The organism is Alteromonas sp. KS69, from assembly GCF_003989595.1.
In the GTDB taxonomy this organism is placed as follows: Bacteria; Pseudomonadota; Gammaproteobacteria; order Enterobacterales; family Alteromonadaceae; genus Alteromonas; species Alteromonas naphthalenivorans.
In genome coordinates this window covers 92,812-114,816 of record NZ_PYHU01000038.1, presented here as the reverse complement: position 1 = coordinate 114,816, position 22,005 = coordinate 92,812, and the positions used below count along the sequence as shown (strand labels likewise).

General features: G+C 43.5%; 17 protein-coding genes and 1 pseudogene. 6 read left to right on the top strand and 12 right to left on the bottom strand.

Annotation, left to right across the window (positions count from 1 at the left end; translation table 11 throughout):
• Nucleotides 1-2 precede the first annotated feature (2 nt).
• The 3 genes from C7Y69_RS22095 (at nucleotide 3) to yfbR (C7Y69_RS17515) (ending at nucleotide 1,265) form a co-directional block, all read left to right on the top strand.
• Nucleotides 3-137, top strand: a complete 135-nt coding sequence (locus C7Y69_RS22095) for a recombinase family protein (RefSeq protein WP_126873586.1) — start codon at nucleotides 3-5, stop codon at nucleotides 135-137.
• Nucleotides 131-421, top strand: coding sequence for a recombinase family protein (locus C7Y69_RS17525; RefSeq protein WP_126873584.1), 291 nt, complete (start codon nucleotides 131-133; stop codon nucleotides 419-421). The genes C7Y69_RS22095 and C7Y69_RS17525 overlap by 7 nt, the downstream gene beginning before the upstream one ends.
• A 250-nt stretch (nucleotides 422-671) precedes the next feature.
• Nucleotides 672-1,265, top strand: a complete 594-nt coding sequence (gene yfbR, locus C7Y69_RS17515; RefSeq protein ID WP_126873583.1) for a 5'-deoxynucleotidase — start codon at nucleotides 672-674, stop codon at nucleotides 1,263-1,265.
• A 118-nt stretch (nucleotides 1,266-1,383) separates the two neighbouring features.
• On the opposite strand, the pseudogene C7Y69_RS17510 reads toward yfbR (C7Y69_RS17515), so the two are convergent.
• The 8 genes and pseudogenes from C7Y69_RS17510 to coxB all read right to left on the bottom strand — a co-directional run.
• A pseudogene (locus C7Y69_RS17510) lies at nucleotides 1,384-1,734 on the bottom strand (HD domain-containing protein); the annotation flags it as partial.
• 265 nt (nucleotides 1,735-1,999) lie between these two features.
• On the bottom strand, nucleotides 2,000-2,902 hold the full coding sequence (locus tag C7Y69_RS17505) for a c-type cytochrome (protein ID WP_013784323.1): 903 nt from the start codon (nucleotides 2,900-2,902) through the stop codon (nucleotides 2,000-2,002).
• 9 nt (nucleotides 2,903-2,911) lie between these two features.
• On the bottom strand, nucleotides 2,912-3,325 hold the full coding sequence (locus C7Y69_RS17500) for a c-type cytochrome (protein ID WP_126873582.1): 414 nt from the start codon (nucleotides 3,323-3,325) through the stop codon (nucleotides 2,912-2,914).
• Between the two features lie 12 nt (nucleotides 3,326-3,337).
• Nucleotides 3,338-4,288 (bottom strand): cytochrome c oxidase assembly protein, encoded by a 951-nt coding sequence (locus tag C7Y69_RS17495; RefSeq protein ID WP_013784321.1) that lies wholly within the window; start codon nucleotides 4,286-4,288, stop codon nucleotides 3,338-3,340.
• A 6-nt stretch (nucleotides 4,289-4,294) separates the two neighbouring features.
• Nucleotides 4,295-4,678: a hypothetical protein gene (locus tag C7Y69_RS17490; RefSeq protein WP_126873581.1), complete on the bottom strand. Its 384-nt coding sequence runs from the start codon at nucleotides 4,676-4,678 to the stop codon at nucleotides 4,295-4,297.
• A gap of 3 nt (nucleotides 4,679-4,681) precedes the next feature.
• A complete protein-coding gene (locus tag C7Y69_RS17485; protein WP_260563631.1) occupies nucleotides 4,682-5,353 on the bottom strand; it encodes a cytochrome c oxidase subunit 3 in 672 nt (223 codons plus the stop codon).
• Entirely contained in the window at nucleotides 5,350-7,293 is a 1,944-nt protein-coding gene (gene ctaD, locus C7Y69_RS17480; protein WP_013784318.1) for a cytochrome c oxidase subunit I, read from the bottom strand. Before ctaD ends, C7Y69_RS17485 begins: the two co-directional genes overlap by 4 nt.
• Before the next feature lie 68 nt (nucleotides 7,294-7,361).
• Nucleotides 7,362-8,381 carry a cytochrome c oxidase subunit II gene (gene coxB / locus C7Y69_RS17475; protein WP_126873580.1) on the bottom strand — a complete coding sequence of 340 codons (1,020 nt, stop codon included), beginning with the start codon at nucleotides 8,379-8,381 and terminating at the stop codon, nucleotides 7,362-7,364.
• Between the two features lie 720 nt (nucleotides 8,382-9,101).
• Here coxB and C7Y69_RS17470 point away from each other — a divergent pair.
• Nucleotides 9,102-11,591, top strand: a complete 2,490-nt coding sequence (locus tag C7Y69_RS17470) for a vitamin K epoxide reductase family protein (protein WP_126873579.1) — start codon at nucleotides 9,102-9,104, stop codon at nucleotides 11,589-11,591.
• Nucleotides 11,592-11,666: 75 nt separating this feature from the next.
• Here the strand turns inward: C7Y69_RS17470 and yfbR (C7Y69_RS17465) are convergent, their stop codons facing one another.
• Nucleotides 11,667-12,266, bottom strand: coding sequence for a 5'-deoxynucleotidase (gene yfbR / locus C7Y69_RS17465; RefSeq protein ID WP_126873578.1), 600 nt, complete (start codon nucleotides 12,264-12,266; stop codon nucleotides 11,667-11,669).
• Nucleotides 12,267-12,333: 67 nt separating this feature from the next.
• Nucleotides 12,334-13,554: a pyridoxal phosphate-dependent aminotransferase gene (locus tag C7Y69_RS17460; RefSeq protein WP_126873577.1), complete on the bottom strand. Its 1,221-nt coding sequence runs from the start codon at nucleotides 13,552-13,554 to the stop codon at nucleotides 12,334-12,336.
• A gap of 362 nt (nucleotides 13,555-13,916) precedes the next feature.
• Here C7Y69_RS17460 and C7Y69_RS17455 point away from each other — a divergent pair, with 362 nt between their 5' ends.
• A complete protein-coding gene (locus C7Y69_RS17455; protein WP_126873576.1) occupies nucleotides 13,917-14,711 on the top strand; it encodes a DUF2189 domain-containing protein in 795 nt (264 codons plus the stop codon).
• 369 nt (nucleotides 14,712-15,080) lie between these two features.
• A complete protein-coding gene (locus C7Y69_RS17450) occupies nucleotides 15,081-15,398 on the top strand; it encodes a DUF3718 domain-containing protein (RefSeq protein WP_126873575.1) in 318 nt (105 codons plus the stop codon).
• A gap of 115 nt (nucleotides 15,399-15,513) precedes the next feature.
• On the opposite strand, the gene C7Y69_RS17445 is transcribed toward C7Y69_RS17450, so the two are convergent.
• Together C7Y69_RS17445 and C7Y69_RS17440 are read right to left on the bottom strand one after the other, a co-directional pair.
• Complete coding sequence (locus C7Y69_RS17445; protein WP_260563630.1) at nucleotides 15,514-18,636, bottom strand: efflux RND transporter permease subunit; 3,123 nt, start codon at nucleotides 18,634-18,636, stop codon at nucleotides 15,514-15,516.
• Nucleotides 18,623-21,997, bottom strand: coding sequence for an efflux RND transporter permease subunit (locus C7Y69_RS17440; protein WP_126873574.1), 3,375 nt, complete (start codon nucleotides 21,995-21,997; stop codon nucleotides 18,623-18,625). The genes C7Y69_RS17445 and C7Y69_RS17440 overlap by 14 nt, the downstream gene beginning before the upstream one ends.
• Nucleotides 21,998-22,005: the final 8 nt, after the last annotated feature.

The window sequence follows — 22,005 nt, the reverse complement described above, 5'->3', positions numbered from 1 at the left end:
ATATGGAAGTTGGTTTTGTCAGAGTATCAACTCAAGAACAGGAGCTTGATATTCAACTTACTAAATTAAATGAATTTGGCTGTGAGAGAATCTTTCAGGGTAAACACTCTAGTACTTCAGTTAGGATGAGATGCTGAAAGGGCTTATTGATTATATAAGAGATGGTGACGAGGTTATTGTAACTCGTCTTGACCAATTAGGTCGCTCTTTAAAGTCTATTCTGGAAGCAATAGAGCATATCCATCGTAAAGGTGCAAATCTAAAAACCATAGATGTCTCACTTAATGTAAGCAGTGATAACCCTTTTTCAGTAGCGATAATTAACCTATGTGGAATATTCGCTCAACTAGAACGTGATCTTATCAGAAGCAGAAATGCTGAAGGCCGCGAAGAAGCAAAAGCTCAAGGTAAGCCTAGGTAGGTTACCAGTATTATATAAAAAAACAAGCTAACGATATAATGAAAACTATATCTAGAATCCATTTCTAACTTAGCAAAAAAGTACAAAGTTAGTCGTTCAACAATCAACCGAACGCTTAATCAAATTTCAGAAGAAGGCTAAGTACACATTTTTATAGATTGATTCCACTTGAACCTTCAAGTGGGGGAGCATAATGTTTTTTTAAATATTGAAATGGTGAGAATTTTAATTTTATTTGAGAGGTTTTGTAGTGAAAAATAGTTCGTTTTTAGCATGGATACTTCGTATGAACCTCATTAAGCGCTGGTCTCCTATGCACTTAATGAAAGAAGAAAATGTTGCAGAACATAGCCATCAAGTTGCTGTTATCGCTCATCTCTTAGCAACTATAAAAAATGTGTACTGCGGTGGTCAAATAAGTCCTGAGAAGGCGGCTACAATCGCTTTATACCATGAAGTTTCTGAAACTAAACTTCAAGATATCAACCACGTTACAAAATACAGCTCTCCAGCATTAACCGAGGAATTCAAGAAAATTGAAGATTTGGCTGAGATTGAGTGCCTAAACACCCTTCCCGAAAAATTAAAACCTCTGTTTAAAGAGCTGGTTATTCAGAAACAGGTAGATAAAGAATATAAGAAACTGGTAAAAGCGGCAGATGTTCTTACTGCTTATTTCAAAGCGTGCGATGAACTTAAATTCCATAACCCGGAATTCGTATCTGTTAAAAAACGCTTATCTGATAAAGTTGACGCATATAAAGAAGAAATGCCAGAAGTAGGTGTGTTCATGGATCTATTTGAACAAAACTGCTTGGCTAGTTTGGATGATCTATCTAGTTAAACTTGACTTTTGAAATTTGTATGTGGTAAATTGTATGTATAGCTTTTAGCTTAATGATATGTTTTATAAGGCTTCAAGCTTCCTTCCTGTATTAAAAGATACAAAATTGGTGTTCTCTTCCGAAAGGCGGATGGCCAATATCATGGGCTAAGCATAGGGTTTCAATAAGCGTAGCATCAAGGGCCAATTTACTGGCAATATCTGGAAACTTACCGCATAACTGCGCAGTAATACCGGTACCTATTTGCGCGGCTTCTAAAGAATGGGTAAGGCGAGTGCGATAAAAGTCACTTAGTCCAACCCCCAATACTTGGGTTTTGGCTTGTAAGCGTCTAAACGCGGCACTGTGCAGTACACGCGCTTTATCCCGCTGGTAAGGGTTACGATGGTCGCCGTCTCGTGAAACACTTCGCGGCAAGCGGCGAGCGTGTAATTCCTGTTCCCATCTTTGTACTGTCACTGCATGCATTCCTTAACATTCAACATTTATGCTAGCTAGATTGGTATTGTTAGACAAGTATCAACCTGTATTGGATTCTTCAGACACGGTGTCACTTAACGAAAGTGTTGGGTAGGGAAAACCGCCCGAATAACGTAAAAGAATTTTATCGTGCACAAAGGTTAATAACCTGAATGTCAGGCACTAAATAGCATAAAAATTCAAATAGATACCTTGATACTATTCACTAATACTATGTATGTCTAGCGCATAGTTTGAGTAGTATATAAAGCGACTATTTTTCATCAGCGATTTCATACAAGTAATCAACCATGGCTTCAGCGTGGTTCCGCTTAACCCTTAGGTTGGGCATTAGGCTCTGAGGCTTAAAATGTGGTGGGTCCATAATCCACTGGATCAGATTTTCTCGCGTGGTTGGCAAGGTACCGGCAATAAATCGTCTATTTACCATATTATTTAAGGGGGGACCAACATGATAGCTTGCAGATGCAATACCATCGATAACATGGCAACTAGAGCAGTTGTATTGTTGCATTGCAACTTGCCCAGAAAGTGCTTGTGTAGCACGAGGCTCTGCTAAGCTAGACTGCATAATAGCCGTTTCGTCTTGCTGGTTGGCAAGTACACTCTCGACACCCTCAATAGCGAAGTTATGGTCTGCCAATTGGGCATATTCAGCTTTTGACAATGTGGGCAACACCTTAACCAGGGCGACCAATTCCCATAATTCCTCTTGGGTTAAACGATATTTCCAAGCTGGCATACCCGACATTTTTATGCCATTTTCTATCACCCAATATAATTCAGCGGGTGAACGCTGGCCAGCCACGCGTACAATAGCACTTGGTGGTGGCATCATGCCAAGCGAAAACGGCTCGGGTGCAACACCGGGTGCGCCATGGCATGCAATACAATGTCGCTGGTAGTTTTTCAAGCCAGACCTTTGCCAGTCAAACAGGGTTAAATCTGGAACTTGCTCGTCTACCCGGGCATCTACCGCTTGAATACGTGCATGTTCTAGAAACTTATAAACCGGTGTCGTGTGTCCGGTCAGCGCGGAAACGTTGTACACGCCAAAATAAACCAAACTAAATATCACAGCAGCTATGAGCGCCAGTACAACGCCTGCTAATGAATAAAATCGCTTGTTGAGCTTAATATTAATCGTTTTAGTCATGGTTAAAAATCACTCTTTGAACAAATAATCCGTGATGTGACGAGCTTCTTGTTCAGAAATATCGGGCGTAGGCATGGCAGTATCACTGTGAAACTTTTTGGGATCGAGCAGAAATTTCGTCAAATTCTCGCGGGAATTTGGTAGTACACCAGCTATATAACTTTGCGAGGCCATTTTGTCTAACGGCGGCCCTACTAATCCCTTGGCGGCAGGCAATTTAGTTAATTGGTGGCAGCTGCTACAGCCTTTGGTGATCATAAGAGTTTTGCCTTGCTCTAGCTGCGCATCGATGGACTGCGCACTGATGGGGAAAGCCCAAATACCGAATGTAATAACTATCGCAGCACTTAAGGAGCTAGAAAACGCGAGACGTAAACTCGAAAAAGTGGTCAAAACACAAGTGGACACGTTTAACTTTTGCAATTCACTACTCCCTTATTTACTGCTTTGATGGGTTTCGACCGCTTCTTTCTCGTCAATATCGGCGGTGCTACCAATGCGACCATCACTATCATTCGTAGAACGCAATAACCGCGCCAAGGTCACTAGGGCCGCTAGGATGAAAACAATTCCTGCAGGCATCCACATAATGAGTCCTCCTAACTGTTGGTCTTCAATAGGACTAAGCCCCCATTGCTGTGTAGTGTGCGCGTAAGGGCTGTACCAGATGCTAGGTGAGAATGTCAGCAAGGCGCCTAACAGACTCGCATGAATACCGGTGGTGAATAACGAGATAACTGCTGACATCGAATTAGATTTATCGAGACGGAAAATTGAATACCAGAATAACCAAGCGATGAGTAAAAATGTGGCATGCTGTAAGCTATGCACCCAAGAACTGGTTAAACTGGCATTTAACAGAAAAGGTAAATGCCATAGCCAAAGGCCGAAAAAGTGTATTAGCCAGCCCCAGAGGGGGGTAGCTAATTGACGGTAAAACCGTAGCATACGCGGTGAACGACCGGTAAAGCTGTGCACGATAGGGGTTAGAAAACCTCGCCCACCAAGCAAAATGGTTTGTTCTGGTCGAGATAACACTAGCAAAGGTGCGGCTATCATCATCAACATCTCGTGCTGCACCATGTGTACTGAAAATAGTTTCTCCCCGATAGAATCAATCGGCGAAATTAAAGCGATCACCAGGGTTAACCAACCTGACCAAAACCAACGCATTTGTCGGCGATATTGCTTTTGCTTCGATTCTACTCGCTTACTGATTTTTCGACTGCCTCGAAAATAGCAGATAGCGATAATCAGCAACAATAGTGCTGAAACCGGATCTATGGATAGAAAGCTATATTGTGATGATAGAGGTACATTAACCACATGCGCAAAACTGCTAAAGGGCAATAGGGCTACCAATAAACTTAATGTGCGAATTAGCATGCTTTGTTATCCTCCCGCACTGCTACAGGCGGCTAGAAGTAAGGTTGGCCAACCTTGCATCAAAATCACTGCGGCTAAAAACCCGCTCATTATGCAGGCACCCGAGGACATGAATATTTCCCGCGACTGGCTGCTTTTTTGTTTCTTGAGTTGTCGATAATAGCGAAACGCGTAACGCAGGTTTACGAGTGCCGCGACAAAGCATACAGCGGTAACAATACCTACAATCCGCTGTAATGTTTGCTCAGAAAAAGTGCTGGGTCTGGCACAGTGCCATTCTACAAGGGCGTAACAGATAAACAGTTGCAGTGCCCACGCTGCGATGGCAATGAACCAAAAACGCCAAAGGTATCCGGAACCAACTCGGTTAAGTGAAACGGGTTTAGTCATTATTTATAACCTAGGAAAGAAATACAGTACTAAGTAAAAAGGAAGCCATGCAAAGGCGACAAAGTTCCAATACATAGTATCGACTACTACGCCAATCTGGCGTTGTCTGGTATAAAAGCCGGCCATACCAAAAAGGCCGATGGCAGCGGTGCCGATGGCAGCAGAAACAATATGAATAAAGTGAAAACCCGAAATGGTCCACAGCAAAGATCCATAGACGTGTTGATCCCAGCGCATTTCAAAGTTGCCAAATTGCAACCACCGTATCCACAACACCGAACAAGCCATGACCACCGACGCGAAGGTATATACAACAAAGTGCTTAGCCTGATTTTTTTCAACAGCTTTACCCGCTAGATACATAGTTACGCAACTTAGCAACATTAAAATCATCGACCAGGTCGGAATAAGCAAAGGTGGCGCAGGAATATCATTAGGGGGCCACTGAGGGTGCTGCATATATAAATACAGATAGGTAACGGTAAACGCTGAGACCACGCTAAGCTCAATTAATATTAGGCCGATAATTCCCCACCAGATAGGTGCATTATGACCATTTAAATGCCGTGAAAAGTTGGATACGTCCACATCTGAGTTATTATCTGGGCGCTCACTATTCATTTGTTCGCTCATGCTATTCATTTGTTCGCTCATGCTATTCATTTGTTCGCTCATGACTGTAAACCTCTGACAGGATGACCGTCTTTAGGCTCTTTTTCTTCTAGCCAAGGTCTTGTAGGCCACAACCACCCCACAATAGCGAAAAAGCTTAGAAAGAAACCAACCACAAATAAAATAGGCTTAAACATAAACCCTAGAAAACCAAACCCAACGGTTAATGCCAGAACAAATGGCCAGTAAGTAGGTGAGGGCATAATACACACCCCCTGGGGTTTTGCGTCTAGCAAAGTTGTGATGATTATTTCGCGGCGATCAGCACGGATCCCGGTTACTTTTTGCAAAGGCACTTTTTGCCAAAGTGGTGTGCGACTGCTAATAACAGGAAGATGCCTGAAATTGTAATTTTGCGGGGGCGATTGAGCCCACCATTCAAGGGTATCTGCATTCCAGGGGTTACTGCTAGCAGCGCGAGATTGATAGGGGCTGATAAGCGTATTGATAAAGGTGAGTAAAAAACCGAACGCCATTAAAAACGCGGCACAGGTTACGAAAAAGTTAACTTCTCCCCAGCCCATGTTGTGTAAGTAGGTATAAACCCGCCTAGGCATGCCATCAAGCCCTAGTTGATGCATTGGAAAAAAGGTTAGATTTAACCCTATAAATATAAGCCAAAAACTCCAGCGTCCTAAGCGCTCATTTAGCATCGAACCTGTCATTTTAGGGTACCAGTAATATAAACCTGCAAAAAACGGCAATACTGCTCCACCGATAAGAACATAGTGGAGGTGAGCAACTACGAAATAGCTATCGTGAGCTTGCATATCAAATGGAATTGAGGCGGCCATTACCCCAGTTAAACCGCCAATAACAAACACAGCAAAAAAGCCCATAATAAATAGCATGGGCGTTTTAAATTGAATTTTTGAACCCCATAGCGTGGCAATCCAACAGAAAATCTGCACCCCGCTGGGGATCGCTATCATAGCGCTTGCTGCGGTGAAAAAGCTTAGCCCTAAGTGAGGTAAACCTGTGGTAAACATGTGGTGTACCCACAATCCAAAAGACACGAAACCTATGGTAACCATCGATAGCACAACCGCGGTATAACCAAACACTTCTCGCTGACAGAATGTTGAAATGACAGTGGATACAATACCGAGCGCCGGTACTACAATAATGTAAACTTCGGGGTGGCCAAAAAACCAGAATAAGTGTTGCCATAACAGTGGGTCGCCGCCACCCGTAGCCACAAAAAACTGAGTAGAAAATGTGCGGTCTAGTGCCAGTAATACGCTACCTACCATTACGGTGGGCATAGCGAATACAATCATGAACGACATAACCAGTATGGACCAAACGAAAATTGGCATTCGATTTAACGTCATTCCCGGCGCTCGTTGTTTTAAAATGGTAACAATTAACTCAACTGCCGCTGTAAGCGCTGATATCTCGATAAAGGTGATCATGGTCGTCCAGAAACTCACCCCTCGCCCTGGGGAATACTCAATGCCCGCTAAAGGGACGTAACTAAACCAGCCCGTATTGGGTGCCATTCCCAGAAAGAGCGCCAAATACAATGTGATACCAGCGATCAAATAAACGTAATAACCAAATGCATTAAGCCGGGGAAACGACATGTCTCTAGTACCAAGCATTAAGGGCACTAAGTAGATACCCAGCCCTTCCATGGCCGGCACCGCAAAGAAGAACATCATGGTGGTGCCATGCATTGTCATTATTTGATGGTAAAACTCAGCCCCCATTAAGGTGTTTTCTGGCTGTACCAACTGTAATCGCATCATTAGCGCGAGAAGCCCGCCTAAGGCGAAGAAAATGAGAGATGTGACAACAAAGCGAAAGCCAATTTGACGTTGGTTTACATGGGTGAACCAGCCAAAGAAACCAGGAGGTGACAGCCACGTTTTATCTAAAATAGGTTCAGAACCGTCTTGGTCATCGAAAATAGCTTGTTCAGTTTGTGGTTGATTTTTCAAGCTCAATCCCTTTTTATCAAGTGTTTTTAACCGCGGTTTAACGCACTCTTTGCTGTCGTTCAGTGTGATTAATTCAGGCTCTGTAAGTAATCCAGTAGGTTGGATAGTTCCTCAGGCTCCAATTGAGACATAGGCATTTTTGCGCCAGGCTTGATTCCATTAGGATCAGCGACCCATCCACCCAAATGTGCTCTACTGTTTTGCCTAGTAACTGAAGCGATTGATTGTCGAGACGCTAGATGGGTTAAATCGGGGCCTGCAGTGCCCGTTGCGTCTGTGCCTTTAATAGTATGACAATGCTGGCAACCTGCTTCAAAGAAGACCCGTTGACCCGCTGTAGTTTCACTAGTAGATGGTGCACTTGATGGGGTTTGCTGATTTGCCAACCAGGCATCAAATTCAGCTTGAGGCTCAGAGACCACCAAAAACCCCATAAGAGCATGTTGTAATCCACAGAATTCAGCACATTGCCCGCGGAAGGTGCCTGAAACATCAACCTCAAACCAACTTGAGTTTGTGCGCCCAGGAATAAGGTCGGTTTTGCCGTGTAATTGGGGCACCCAGAAACTATGGATAACATCACCACTTTCTAGGTAAAGTTGAATGGGCTTGTTGACGGGGACATGCAATTCGTTCGCAGTGGTCGCGATAGTGTTTGAGTTTTCATCAAGGTATTCAATTTGCCACCACCACATCCATCCGGTGATACGTATTTCGAGTGCGTCCGCTGGTGGTTTTTCCGATAATGTACGGCCTAAAAATAAGCTACCGCCCACTAAGCATATAACGGTTATCAAAGGTACCGCTACGCCAGCTACGATGACCAAATTACGGCTGGCGAGGTAACTAAGATGAGTAGGTTTGTCAGCTTTTCCACGCCACAGGCCCCAAGCTAATATAAGCATAACGGCAATAAAAACCGCTACCGCAACCCAAAACATACTCCACCAGATGTAGCTGATCCCTCGTGCTTGGGCACTGGCAGGTTCAATAGCAGATTGGCTTTGCGCATACAGCAAAGGTATATTTGATAGCAACAACATGCCTACATAGATGGCTTTACGACTAACTTCGGACCAAAAGTGCATCTTTTATAACCTATCTCCATTTGATTGTTCTATCCCGACTTCAGAACACCTAGGTACTTATTATTTGAAGCATTTACAAAAGAAGCGGAGTAAATATTACTTAGGCGGTTTGTAATAATTACACGTAGCCAAATCTTTGCTTTTCGCCTCGAATCCCATCTTAATCGAAGACTTATAGCGCGCTGATAACACCTCAGCACGGTTATCACCACTTGTAAGGCTTGATTTCAAATCTTGAAATAAAGTGTGTTCGCCTAAACAGCTTCTTGCACTTTTTGCACGTTGCATGATCCTAGCCAGAACATCCCAGCTTATTTATTCTGGTCAACCAGCATCTACATAATTTAATGCAGCAAAATGGCGACGGCGGAATGGTTATTTAAGGTTTGAACCCGATATCCGAGCCGTATCAAACGTTTAAAAAGATTTTATGCATAAGTCACAATGCCTCTTTGACTAATGCATGTAAAAAATTACCGGAGGGCGAAAATATTGCGCATACACGCGAACAGGGCGGCAATAATCATACAATCTGAATGAGCCAGAATAGGTCCGATGAGTCCTGAATTATTGATGCACAGCGATGAACGGCGGTATCGCCAAACAGGTGCTGGACAAGTGGCAAACTAACTGCACGAAAAGATATTTTTATCTTGTCATGTTACGTGAATTGTGAATTGCTCAAAGGGCATCTAAATGGATCACTCAACGGACCTCTCTATGAATAATGAAACCGATTCTCAAGATACTGGTAAGCCACTCGTTTTAATAACGGGGTCCTCTGGAAATATAGGCACTCACCTTTGTCAGCAACTAAGTACTAACTACACCACAATTGGATTGGACCGCGATGAATGTGAGAGCGCAGATGAGAGCTACATATGCGATTTAACCTCAGATGAATCAATCGAGTTGGCCTTGCATAAAATTCGCGAATATCACGGAAAACAAATTGCGGCAGTGGTGCATTTGGCAGCGTATTTTGATTTTACAGGTAAGCCTAACCCGTTATATGAAGAGGTAAATGTTGAAGGGACTAAGCGCCTTTTAAATGGTCTCGCCAACTTTGAAGTTAAACGCTTTGTTTATTCCTCCACCATGTTGGTACACAAAGCGGGGGTGCCAGGTCAAAAAGTCGATGAAGATACAGCTGTTGAGCCCGCATGGGAATATCCCAAATCGAAAGCCCGTACCGAAAACGTAATCATAAAAAATGACAATAAAATACCCTACACAATATTACGTCTAGCTGGGTTATACGATGATGAAACCGCGGTGCCTACCTTGTCTCATCAAATTGCGAGAGTGTATGAACGGGATATGAAAAGCCATGTGTATGCTGGCGACCTTATGGCTGGTCAGTCGTTTATACATCAAGAAGACATGATAAACGTGTTTGAAAAAGTCATTGAAAGACGAGAGTCACTGCCAAAAGCGCATGTTGTTTTGGCGGGCGAAGAAGAAGTCATGAGCTACCAGGCATTACAAAACAGAATTGGTAACTTATTATTCGGTGAGACACAGTGGAATACTGTCAATGTGCCAGACATGTTCGCGAAAGCAGGTGCTTGGATGCAGGTGAAAACTGAGCCAGTTGTCCCGGATGCAATCGATCATGGGGAAAAGCCGTTCATTAAGCCTTTTATGATTGATCTTGCATCGCAACATTATCATCTCGATATTTCCCGTGCGAAAACGCAATTAAATTGGCAGCCTAAACATAAAATCTTCGATAAATTACAGAGTTTAACGAGTCATTTGAAAGCCGATCCCTCCGCTTGGTATAAAAAGAACGGTATTACTCGCCCTGACTGGATACAAACAAGTAGCGAAAAAGATAAAAATTCTCACACAGTACGAGAGCAGAATGAGAAACGTTACCGTGACCAACATCAAAACTTTTTATGGGCACATTTTCTTAATATAGGACTCGCGTTTTGGTTGCTGAGTGCGCCATCCATCTTGGGCTATGTATCGCAAGCCATGAGTGTCAGCAATTATATAAGCGCATTTGCGTTAATGTTTTTCTCATGCATGTCGCTGTCATGGAGGATGGGGTGGGCACGATGGGGCGCTGGCTTAGTCGGGTTTTGGCTGTTGTGTGCTCCTTTGATATTTTGGGCACCAAGTGCCGCAGGGTATTTGAATGACACTTTGGTCGGTATGTTGATAATTGGTTTCGCTGTATGCACTAGACCTACACCAGGAGTGGCTAACGTGGCAGCGGAAACGGGTCCAAATGTACCGCCGGGTTGGGATTTTAATCCATCAGGATGGTTACAGCGGATGCCAGTTATAGCCTTAGCCTTTGTTGGGTTCCTTATATCGCGGTATTTATGTGCGTACCAACTCGGTCACATTGATGCAGTTTGGGACCCATTCTTTACTGGGGTTGCTTCAGACCCGCAAAATGGTACCGAGGAAATTATCACATCCTCATTTTCAGAAGCATGGCCGGTTCCAGACGCAGGTCTTGGGGCAATGACTTACGCACTTGAAATTCTCACAGGAATAATGGGCTCTACCCGCCGTTGGCGGACTATGCCGTGGTTAGTTATGCTCTTTGGGATCATGATAGTTCCCTTAGGCGCTATTTCTATACTCTTCATTATCATTCAACCAATCTTATTAGGTACATGGTGTACGCTCTGTTTGATTGCAGCGGCGGCCATGCTAATTCAAATCCCTTATTCATTAGATGAATTAGTGGCAACATCAGCGTTTTTGTATCGTCGCAAAAAGCAAGGTCGTCCTCTTCTACGAATATTGTTTACCGGTGATACCGATGAAGGTACAGCCGAAAAGATTGAACGTTCTGAGTTCGAGCGCCCCGTAGGCACCATAATAAAAGACTTGGTAGGTGGCGGTGTGACATTTCCAATAGGTTTGGTTTTATGCGTACCTATTGGTATATGGCTAATGTTTACTCGAATGACCTTGGGGGCAGAGGGAGGCATGGCCAACGCAGACCATCTTATTGGTGCATTGGTAATAACGGTGGTTGTCACAGCGTTGGCAGAAACAGGGAGAGCGTTTAGATATGTGCTTATTCCGTTGGGAGGTGCGTTGTTTGTTACCCCGTTTATTTATAGTGTAGGCGCTATGGCTATTGCATCTAGTATCTTTTCTGGTGCTTTACTCATTGGGTTAAGTTTACCAAAGGGGAATATACATAATCGTTATGGCCTTTGGGATAAGGCCATATTTTAGATGGCATACTGTAATAGTAAGTATGCCTAACGTGCTAAGAGGTTTAGGGGATAAAGGGCTAAGGAAATCGGGCGTCTAAGTTTCTGACAATTTGTCTAACGTAGTGGTGCAACTATCTAGGAATATATCCATGAAGCATTTCACTTCTGGCATGCTAGATTCTAGTGCTTGTAATTTGGCTGTAAGGTGCTCTTCTACATGACAAAATTCATCGTTATTGAAACGAAGCTCATTTTTTGTTTTAACATAAGCCTGAAGTAGGTCAGCAGCTTTTACGATAGCCTTGTACTCAGGGTCGACCTTAGATTGCACAATCAACGACTCCATTTCATCTCGAAGATCTTCAGGTAGCGTCGCTAAGCACTCTTTCTCAGCAATATTTTCAAGTGTCTTGAATGCCTTAGTAAACTCGGGGTTATGATACTTTGTGTTGGTATTGATATCTTGGAGTTTAGTTTCCGATACTTCGTGATATAGGGCCAGGATTGCCGCTCTTTCAGGGTTGAGATTTCCGTTAAAGCGTTTGTTTTTTATAACAGTCAGTAGGTGCGCTATTACAGCCACTTGGTGACAATGCTCTGATACATTCTCCTGTTGAAAACAGTGCATCAATGCCCATCGTTCTAACAGTGGCATCCTAGTGATCCACGCCAAAAATGTGCTTTTTTCTTTCATTAAATGGTTCCTAGTCGAAAGGGAAGCAAAAGAGCAGGGCCGCTATTGGTAAGCGTCCCGCGAACGGCTAAGCGCCTTGTTGATAGTGTTGAAAGAAGTTACCTATACGGTGAAGCGCCGGAACTAGCACATCACTGTGGGGTAAAAACACTAAACGGAAATAAACGCCGTCAGTCAGATTAAATGCTTTACCGTGTACTAATAGAATCTTTTCAGCGCGCAGCAAATCTAAAATCATCTGCTCATCATTGTTTATGTTGAATTTTTTCTCATCAACGCGAGCGAAGCAATACATAGCACCTTTAGGCTTAACGCAGTGTATACCGTCAATACTGTTTAGCATGTCTACCGCCACATCCCGCTGAATGCGAAGGCGACCCGTGTCTTTCACTAAATCGTTTATGCTCTGATAGCCCCCTAACGCAGTCTGAATTGCACTTTGGCAGGGAACGTTTGCACACATCCGCATAGACGACAGAATATTTAAGCCTTCAATGTAATCTCTTGCTAAACGTTTGTTGCCACTTACCACTAACCAACCAGAGCGAAACCCTGCAACACGATAGTTTTTCGACAATCCGCCGAACGTTACGAAAAATACATCGTCAGCAAGAGAGGCAATACAGGTGTGCTCGGCATCGTCGTATAAAATTTTATCGTAGATTTCATCACTGAAAACAACCAATCCATGTTCTCTTGCTAAATCGACGACGTCTTGCAACAAGGCTTTGTCGTACACTGCGCCAGTAGGGTTGTTCGGGTTAATTAGTACAATAGCCCGTGTTTTGCTGGTAATTTTGCTTTTTATGTCGTCTAAGTCAGGGAACCAACCCGCTTGTTCATCACATCTATAATGTACTGGAGAGCCAGAAGATAAGCTTACTGCCGCTGTCCACAATGGATAATCTGGGCTTGGGATCAGTACTTCGTCACCATGATTAAGTAGCGCCTGCATGGCCATCATTATTAATTCGCTAACGCCGTTACCAATGTAAACATCGTCTACACGAATATGCTGAATGTTACGCTGTTGGTAATACTGCATTACTGCTACACGTGCCGCGTAAATTCCCGTTGAATCTGAATATCCTTGAGAAGTGGGCAGGTTATGAATAACGTCTTTAAGAATATCGTCGGGGGCTTCAAAACCAAATGGGGCAGGGTTACCTATATTTAATTTTAAAATACGGTGGCCTTCATCTTCCATTTTTCGAGCTTGCGCCGCAATGGGTCCTCGAATGTCATAACAAACGTTATCTAATTTATGTGAGCGAGATACAGTTTTCATGGTCTATCTGATTAATTTACAGACCTTGAGGTTAACGTAAACCACATACCCTTGCGAAGCCTAAATTAACGCAAAACGTGAAATATATTTCGATTTGATTAAAAAATGGACGCCTCTGTGAGCTTTACCTCATAAAATAGCCCCTAAATAGCGAAATTTTAATTTTTAAATGCATATTTTAAATATTCTTCATGAAGTAAACCTGCGATTAAACAGCTAATTAGAAAAAGATACTTATCATAAAGGATAAAATAGTGTTAATTAATTGTAAAATAGTGTGAATCGGCCTATCGTATAAGTACGGCGCATTAGTATGGGCGCGCCAACACCTTTTACGTGGAATAGCAGAGGTAATTCTCATTATGTCGCACCATTTTAAAGAAACCCCAGAAAATGCGATAACACAAAGCGGTATTGCAAGGGTAATTCCTTGTAAGGAACTCGATATAGGCGATCCTATAAAATGGCTTTCACTAGGCTTACGGGATGCAATGCGTACGCCTGTTTTGACTGCGGTTTATGGCGTTATGTTCGCGGTGATCCCTTGGTTCATAATGTACTTAGTAGAAATGACTGGTTGGCACTTAGTAATAATGCCCGCCATCGTTTGTTTTATGTTGGTTGGTCCATTTTTAGCAGCAGGCTTATACGATATAAGCTGGGAATTAGAGAAAGGCCACAAACCAAGCTTTTTACATTCATTGCGCTCTATGCGAAGAAACGCAGTCAACGAGTGGGGGTTTGGTATTTTGCTCATGGTAATGATGATATTTTGGCTGAGAGTCGCATCCCTCATTCATGCATTGTATCCATCTAATATAGAAACTACCCTTCAAAGCCTAATGCCATTCTTGGTACTTGGCTCAATAGTAGGGGCTGGATTTACCATGTTGATGTTGTTCATTACAGCGTTCACTCAACCTATTTTGATGGAACGTAAAGTGGATTTAGCCACTGCGCTGCTCACCAGTGTCAACGCGGTTTGGGTTAACAAAATAACCATGCTTATCTGGGGCGCAATAATATTCACTGCGGTAGTAATAGGGTTCGTAACACAGTTTATTGGCTTTATCGTATTAATGCCTCTTATCGGTTATGCCTCGTGGCATGCTTATATAGATGCGATTTCTACCAAGCGGTTGAGAAAATACGAGTAAAATGTAGTTTTATTACAACAAAAATAAGCGGGTGGACGGTTTTTTCTTGAGTCAGCCCGCTTTTTTTTGTGAAAATTTCATACTGCTGTGCTTTTTATTAACAGAAATATACAAAAGTATTAGACCGTTTTGATAGTAAAACCCGCCTATTTATAACAAAGAAATATAATTGGTATTGATAATCCTTTATAAATCAAACCTATAGTTCGTTAAAGACTTTGTAACATTCTGATTTACCGTTAGTTTACTCGCCTTATACAATCTTTAAACAGCATTAGTTTCCATTTTAGGTCATAAATAAAGGGCACTCAGGGAATACCTTCCTTGTACTGCTTTTACGAGTTTGCCAAAACCTTTGAGGATCTAATGATGAAATTACTTAAAACTTTAGCGGCTACTGCTGCACTAGCTTTTGCTGTTAATGCTAACGCTGCCCCAGTAAAAGACGTACGCTTTGTAGGCGAAACACAATTTTCTGGTTTCTGTAAAGCGGTAGTACTTGATGATATTAAAGTATTGCGTTCAAGCCTTGCCCGTAACGTAGGCCGTATTGGTGCAAGCCAACGTGAAGTTTTACGTATGGTAACTGCAGAAGACGGTTTAACATGTAATGGTGTTAACTTAATCAAGTTCTCTGTTGAGCGTGATGCCAACTCAGTTCACGAATACCTAACGTCACGTAGTTAATTGTGCGTTTACTAAATTAGCGGGTGACTGCGCTGTTATGTTTTATCAGCAGAAACACCCGCTACGTAAGTAATGCTTAACACTATTTACGGCTTAGTCATCGTAACTACACTATTCACACTTTAATAAGTTTAGCTATTCTAGCTTGTCCGTTGACTATCATTCGCTGAGTATTAAAACGCAGCTTGAGTAGCAACACATAAGCAAGTGGTACCAAAAATAAACTGGTCATGGTGGAGAACACTAGCCCACCAATAATGGCAATGGCCATTGGTGAGTAAGGCGGTCCGTCGCCACCTATTCTTGTTGCGCCCATTGCTAGCGGTACTAGACCGAGTACGGTTGTTGCCACTGTCATTAGAATAGGTCTAATGCGAGATTGTGCGCCCAGCACAACGGCGTCATATAGGGTTATTCCCTCATTAACCAGTTGATTAATTCTATCGACTAATACAATCCCGTTGTTGACCACTATACCCATGAGAATCAGCATGCCAATCATGCCCATTATCGACATGGATGTACCCGTTACCATAAAGGCCCAAAAGACGCCGGTAAATGAAAAAAGTAACGACGTAATCACCGAGGTAGGCAGCACGAGTGATTCAAACAGCGCCGCCATCACCACATAAATCATGCACAAGGCGAGCAGCATATTCATTTGCATCACCCCATTAGCCTCATCCTGGCGTGAAAAGCTGCCATCTAGTGTCCACTGGTAACCCGTGGGCAGTTCGATATGGGCTAGTGCCTGTTGAATACGCTCTTTGGCTTCTTCTATAGTGGCATCATCTTCCAAATTTGCGCCGATATCTAACGCCGTTTGTCGGTAGCTTCGATTAATTTGCGAAAGTTGCTGCACAATCGAGAAGTCAGCCACCATAGCAAGGGTGATTGCCCTGTCTTGATTAAACCCAATGTTGATATGCTTAAGTGCATCCAACGATTTTTGAACATCGCTGCCATAGCGAAGTTGAACATTCACTTCACCTGCATCACCATATCGAAATGTGCGTAAATTCGCGCCTCTTAATGCCGTAGCCACAAGCTGGGCTACGTCACTCACTTGAATGCCCAATCGGTTCGCTTTTTCTCTATCAATTCGAATCTGAAGTTCGTCGCGTTTAGAGCCAGTATCGGCTTTTACATCGGTGAGCCCATCAATATTAGCGAGTATAGGAATAAGGCGTTCTGATATTTCTAGCAAGGTATCTGAAGATTCGCCCAACAAGGTAATACGCACACCGCCGCCATTGCCACTGTCCCATTGAAATGATGGGCGAGCTCTAACGAAGGCAGGCATGTTTTCCCGAATATCTTCTTTAATAGCCCCAACACTAACTGGAAGCTCGTCATTTAACGTTATACCGCTCACCGCATGACCAGGTGTAAAGTAGGTATAAACTTGCTTGATATGAAAACGTTCTTGGTTTTCATATAAAAACGCCTCCATTTTATCCACCGTTTTTTCTACTTCATCAAGCGTGTAGTTCTGAGTAACATGATAATTGAGCCAAATTCGTTCTTGGTTATCATTACCTTCATCATCAGAGGTGACGACCTGCATAGGAATAGCAGTAGAAAGCAAAATACTTAATGCTATAAGTGATGTTTTTCCTTGGTTTGCCATTACCCATGACAGAATTCGACCATATCCCGTGATATAGCCAGGTGTGCTGTCTTCTTTCGCTTCAGGAATTGCTATTTTTGTAGTAAGCAAAGGGATCAAGGTTTTGGCAATAAATAACGAGGCGAAAAGCGAGATACAAATGGCGATGGCGACGTGCTCTAAAAATATGGTGACGTCAATTTTTACCCCTACAATATTGGGCAAAAATACAATGGCCGTAGTGGCGGTTCCTGCAATAACGGCTAAGCTAACATTGTTAACTCCTCGCTGGGTGGCGCGGCTGATATTGTTATCTTGTTGACGTTCTTGAAAGATACTTTCGGTAATAACCACCGCATTATCAACCAACATACCTACCGCTAACATTAACCCCATTAAGGACAAAATATTTAGGGTGTAGCCCAATAAGTACATTACCCCTAAGGTGATGCAAATAGAGAAGGGAACAGAAAGCACCACAATTAATGTAGTCGTCAGTTGGCGCAAAAATAAATACAGCACAACGATAGAAAGTAATGCGCCTAACAGTCCGGCACTTAACAAATCAGACAGCGACGAGGTTACGCTTTTTGCCACATCATCCATAACAAACAGGTTAATACCCGTAAATGCAGGGTCAGACTTGGCTTCCTCTATCACTTCCATCACTGCCGACGAGACTTCGACTAAATTGCTGCCAGACTCTCTGAATATATTGAAGCCTACTGCAAAGGTTCTATCTAGGTGGCGGCCTTCGCTTTGCTCGGGCAATTCAAAGCTGATAGTGGCAATGTCTGACAAACGCACATTGGGTGAAACCCACATGTTTTCGAAATCGGCCATGTCGGTGAATTCACCAACAGGATTAACCAGTATTTTTTCGCCATTGTCATACATGTAGCCTGCGGTTAACGAAAAGTTGGCGTTTTGAAGCTTTTGACCCAAGGCAGTGACATCCACTTGATAGGCGGTCAGTAATTTCGGGTCTAACCGAATAGTAATTTGCCTTTTGAGAGTGCCATATAGTTCTACCTTAGACACACCTGCAACACGCTCAATAGGGCGCTTTAAGTTGCGCTCTAATAAGTCATACGCAAGGGATAGATCACGATCGCTCGATACGCGAAGTTGAAAAATAGGCATATCATTGGTGTTAAATTTGTACACCATGACACGTTCTACATCTGCAGGAAGCAGGTGGCGAATAGCGTCAATCTTTTCTCTGGCTTCTACGCCCTTTGCCTTAAGGTTTTCATCCCAATCAAACTCAACGATAACTTCCGCTTTATTTTCATATGACCTTGCTCGCAATCGTTTAATACCCGACATGGTGGCGATGGCTTCTTCCACCGGGCGGGTGATCATGGTTTCAATTTCAACCGGCGTGGCATCGGGGTAGGGCACCTCGACCACCATTTCAGGAATATCAATGCCAGGGAATTTTTCTAATGGCAACAACTTTCCAGACACTGCGCCAAACAACAACATGGAGATAAACACCATGCCTATAGTCACTGGGCGATTTAACGCAAATCGAGCTAGTGCAGCGCCAATACCATGGATAGTATTTTCAGTGGGCTTATTAGGTTGCGTAGCGCCATTGTTATGCTTATCGTTAGGCGTTTTCATAGGTGCCTCCCGAAACCTCTGAACCTTGGTTTTTTTCTACCACGGTTGATGCTTTTTTATCGAAAAGGCTGTAAAGCACGGGTAGCAGTATTAGGGTTAGTAAGCTAGAAAATAGCAACCCGAAAATTACCGTAATGGCCATAGGTGTGCGTATTTCAGCGCCTTCACCTAAACCAAAGGCCATGGGCATCAAGCCTAAAATCGTTGTCAGGGTTGTCATCACAATGGGGCGTAAACGGGTTTTTCCTGCATCGATGATGGCCGCGTTTTTTTCCATGCCGTTAGCACGTAACTGGTTAATGCGATCAACAAGCACAATAGCGTTGTTAACCACGATGCCGCACAGCATAATAAGCCCAATGAATACCACTACGTTCAATGGTGTATTGGTAAGCCATAGTCCGTACACAGAACCCGCGCCAGCAAGGGGAACAGCGAACAGTATAAGCAGTGGATGTAGAAGTGATTCAAATTGTGACGCCATCACCAAATACACCATAAAAATAGCCAGCGCTAAGGCAAATTGCAGCGACCTGAAGCTATCTTGCATATCTTCACTTTGCCCAGTCACTGTGGCATCCATAGACAAAGGTAACTGCGTATCGTTAAGCACCATATTGACCAATGCAACGGCCTCATCTAGCTTCCCTTTTGCTAAATTGGCAGAAATTAATGCCACCCGTTGTTGCCCAATACGCGTAATTTCACTGGGCCCAACACTCATGTAAACATCGGCTACGGCGCCAAGGGGAATAGGTTGTGATGAATCAGGGTTTACGACAATGGCCCGTACATCATTGATGTTGTCGCGCTGACTGTCTTTGGTTCTAACCAATACATCCACTTTTCTATCTTCAAGGCTGTATTGTGTTGCAACGCGGCCACCAATTTTAGCGGCAATTAAAGACGATACCGTGGCAGCATCAAGGCCTAAACGAGATAGCTTGGCATGATGAAACTCAATTTTTAGTTCTGGGTTACCTTCACGAATACTGGTAGCGATATCGGTGAAATTGTTATGTGTACTTAATTCGTGGGCAATTTTATCGCTATAGGTTTGAAGTTGGCGTAAATCATAACCACTGACTTCAACTTGAATAGGCGAGGCAAAAGTAAAAAGTTCTGGCTCAGTAAAAGTAGCTTGAACATTGGGGTAACGGTTAAGCGCATCGCGCAGAGCGGCCTTTACCTTGTCCATATTGCTACTCGCATTTTTGCCTTCGCTCGAACTGGAACTGGCATTAGGAGCCATTACGATGTTGAGTCTTCCCCAGTGATCGCCACCTTGACTAGGCGCGGCACTAATTAAACTTCCCGTACCCGACATAGCGTATGTTCTTGCTACGTTCGCATCTGCCGATGCGATTGTCGATAAGTTCGATAACGTTGCATCTGTTGTGCTTAAGGGGGTACCCGCTGGTAGGGTAATATCTACCGAGAATTCACCTTGCGACATAGTGGGAATCAGCTCCATACCCAGTTTAGGGACAAGAAGCAGCGCACCGCCGGCTGAAACTAAGGCTATCATGACCACAAGTGTTCTGGCCTTCAAGCTAGCAATTAGGGCGCTGTGATATATTTTCTCTAGGCCATTAAAGCCCTTATTAAATATCCACACTAAGGGCGTAAACAATAGCGACAAGCCCTTTGCAAGAATATGCCATGCACCAATCACTAAGGTAATTAACGCGGCAGGCAAATACACGAACACAAAGCGAAGTATCGTTGCAAAAGGCCATTTTACGGCATAGCCAATTTTCCCTAGCAAGCTAGTGGGGCGCGCTTTTGCCGGGGATGAAAAAGTATCTTCATGGGCAAGCTGTGTTTTTTGCTTTCTTCGCGCCATGGCGGGAATAAGAGTGAGCGCTACCACTAACGAAGCGGCGAGTGCAAAACTGACAGTAAGGGCTTGATCTTTAAATAGCTGGCCCGCTATACCTTCTACAAAAATAAGCGGCACAAATACGGCCATTGTGGTTAGTGTAGAAGCGACAATGGCACCTGATACTTCCTTAGTGCCTGATGCAGCCGGATCGTCAGCCAAAACAGGAGTACTTTGGCTGATATGACCATCAGCATTGTTTGCTAACATAGCTTGCCTACGCTTTTTGTGGCGGTCGATGTTTTCTAACACCACAATACTGTTATCGACAAGCAAACCTACGGCCAGTGCAATTCCCCCTAAACTCATCATGTTTAAGCTTATATCGTTGGCATACATCAGGTTAAAGGTGGCAATAACCGACACAGGAATAGACACAGAAATGATGACTGTAGTCCAGAAGTCTTTAAGAAATAGGTACAGCACCAACATGGCAAGTAACCCGCCCATGATTGCCGCTGACTTAACATTATCGATGGCTTGCTTTATAAACACACTCTGATCGTATATTTGCGTCAGTGTGTAATTCGAAGGAATGTCATTCTCAACTTCACTAAGACGAGAGGCTATTTGCTTTGCTACATCAACTGCATTTGCATCACCTTCTTTGTAAATCGCAATTTCAACCCCTTCACTGCCATTAAAGCGGGTTACCACACTACGATCTTTATAAGCACTTTCTACCGTCGCCACATCTTTTAATTGAATGTTTCTACCTTCGAAACGGCCAATAAAAAGGTTTTCAATTTCGGTCAGGTTTTCAAATTGATTCAGGGTACGCACCAGGAACGCTTGGGCATCGCCTTCAATACGACCACCTGCGGCGTTGACATTTTCGGCTTTAATACGGTCAATAATACGGGTAATAGGGATAGATAACTGACTGGCTTTACGTTGGTCGATAAGAATGTGTACTTCGTTTTCAAGGCCACCGCCAACACGCACAGCAGCCACACCCTCAACAGATTCGAGAGCCCGTTTCACTTGTTGCTCGCCGTATAACCGTAGCCTTTTCATTTGGGCGGTAGACAGTTGGCCGGTGGCCACGTTTTCTGTAAGCCCCAGTTTGATCACCGGATCTAAACTCGGGTTAAAGCGCAACAGGCGAGGCTTTTCAATGTCGAGAGGCAGTTGAAGCACATCAAGTTTTTCGCGTACTTCTAAGCTCGCGAAATCCATATCGGTACCCCATCTAAACGCCATCACCACATCTGATTGGCCAGCACGAGAAGTAGAGGTTACTTTCCTTACTCCTTTTACTACGCCAATAGCTTCTTCAATAGGTTTAGAAACAAGTTGTTCCACTTCGCCTGGAGCAGCACCTGTGTAATCGGTTCTAATGGTTAACGTGGGGTAGGAGAGGTCGGGCAGTAAATTTACCGATAATCGACCTAATGAGACCATACCAAACAACAGCACAGCAAAAGTAAACATAGACACGGCAACCGGGCGTTTAACCGCTATATCAACAATACGCATGGTATATC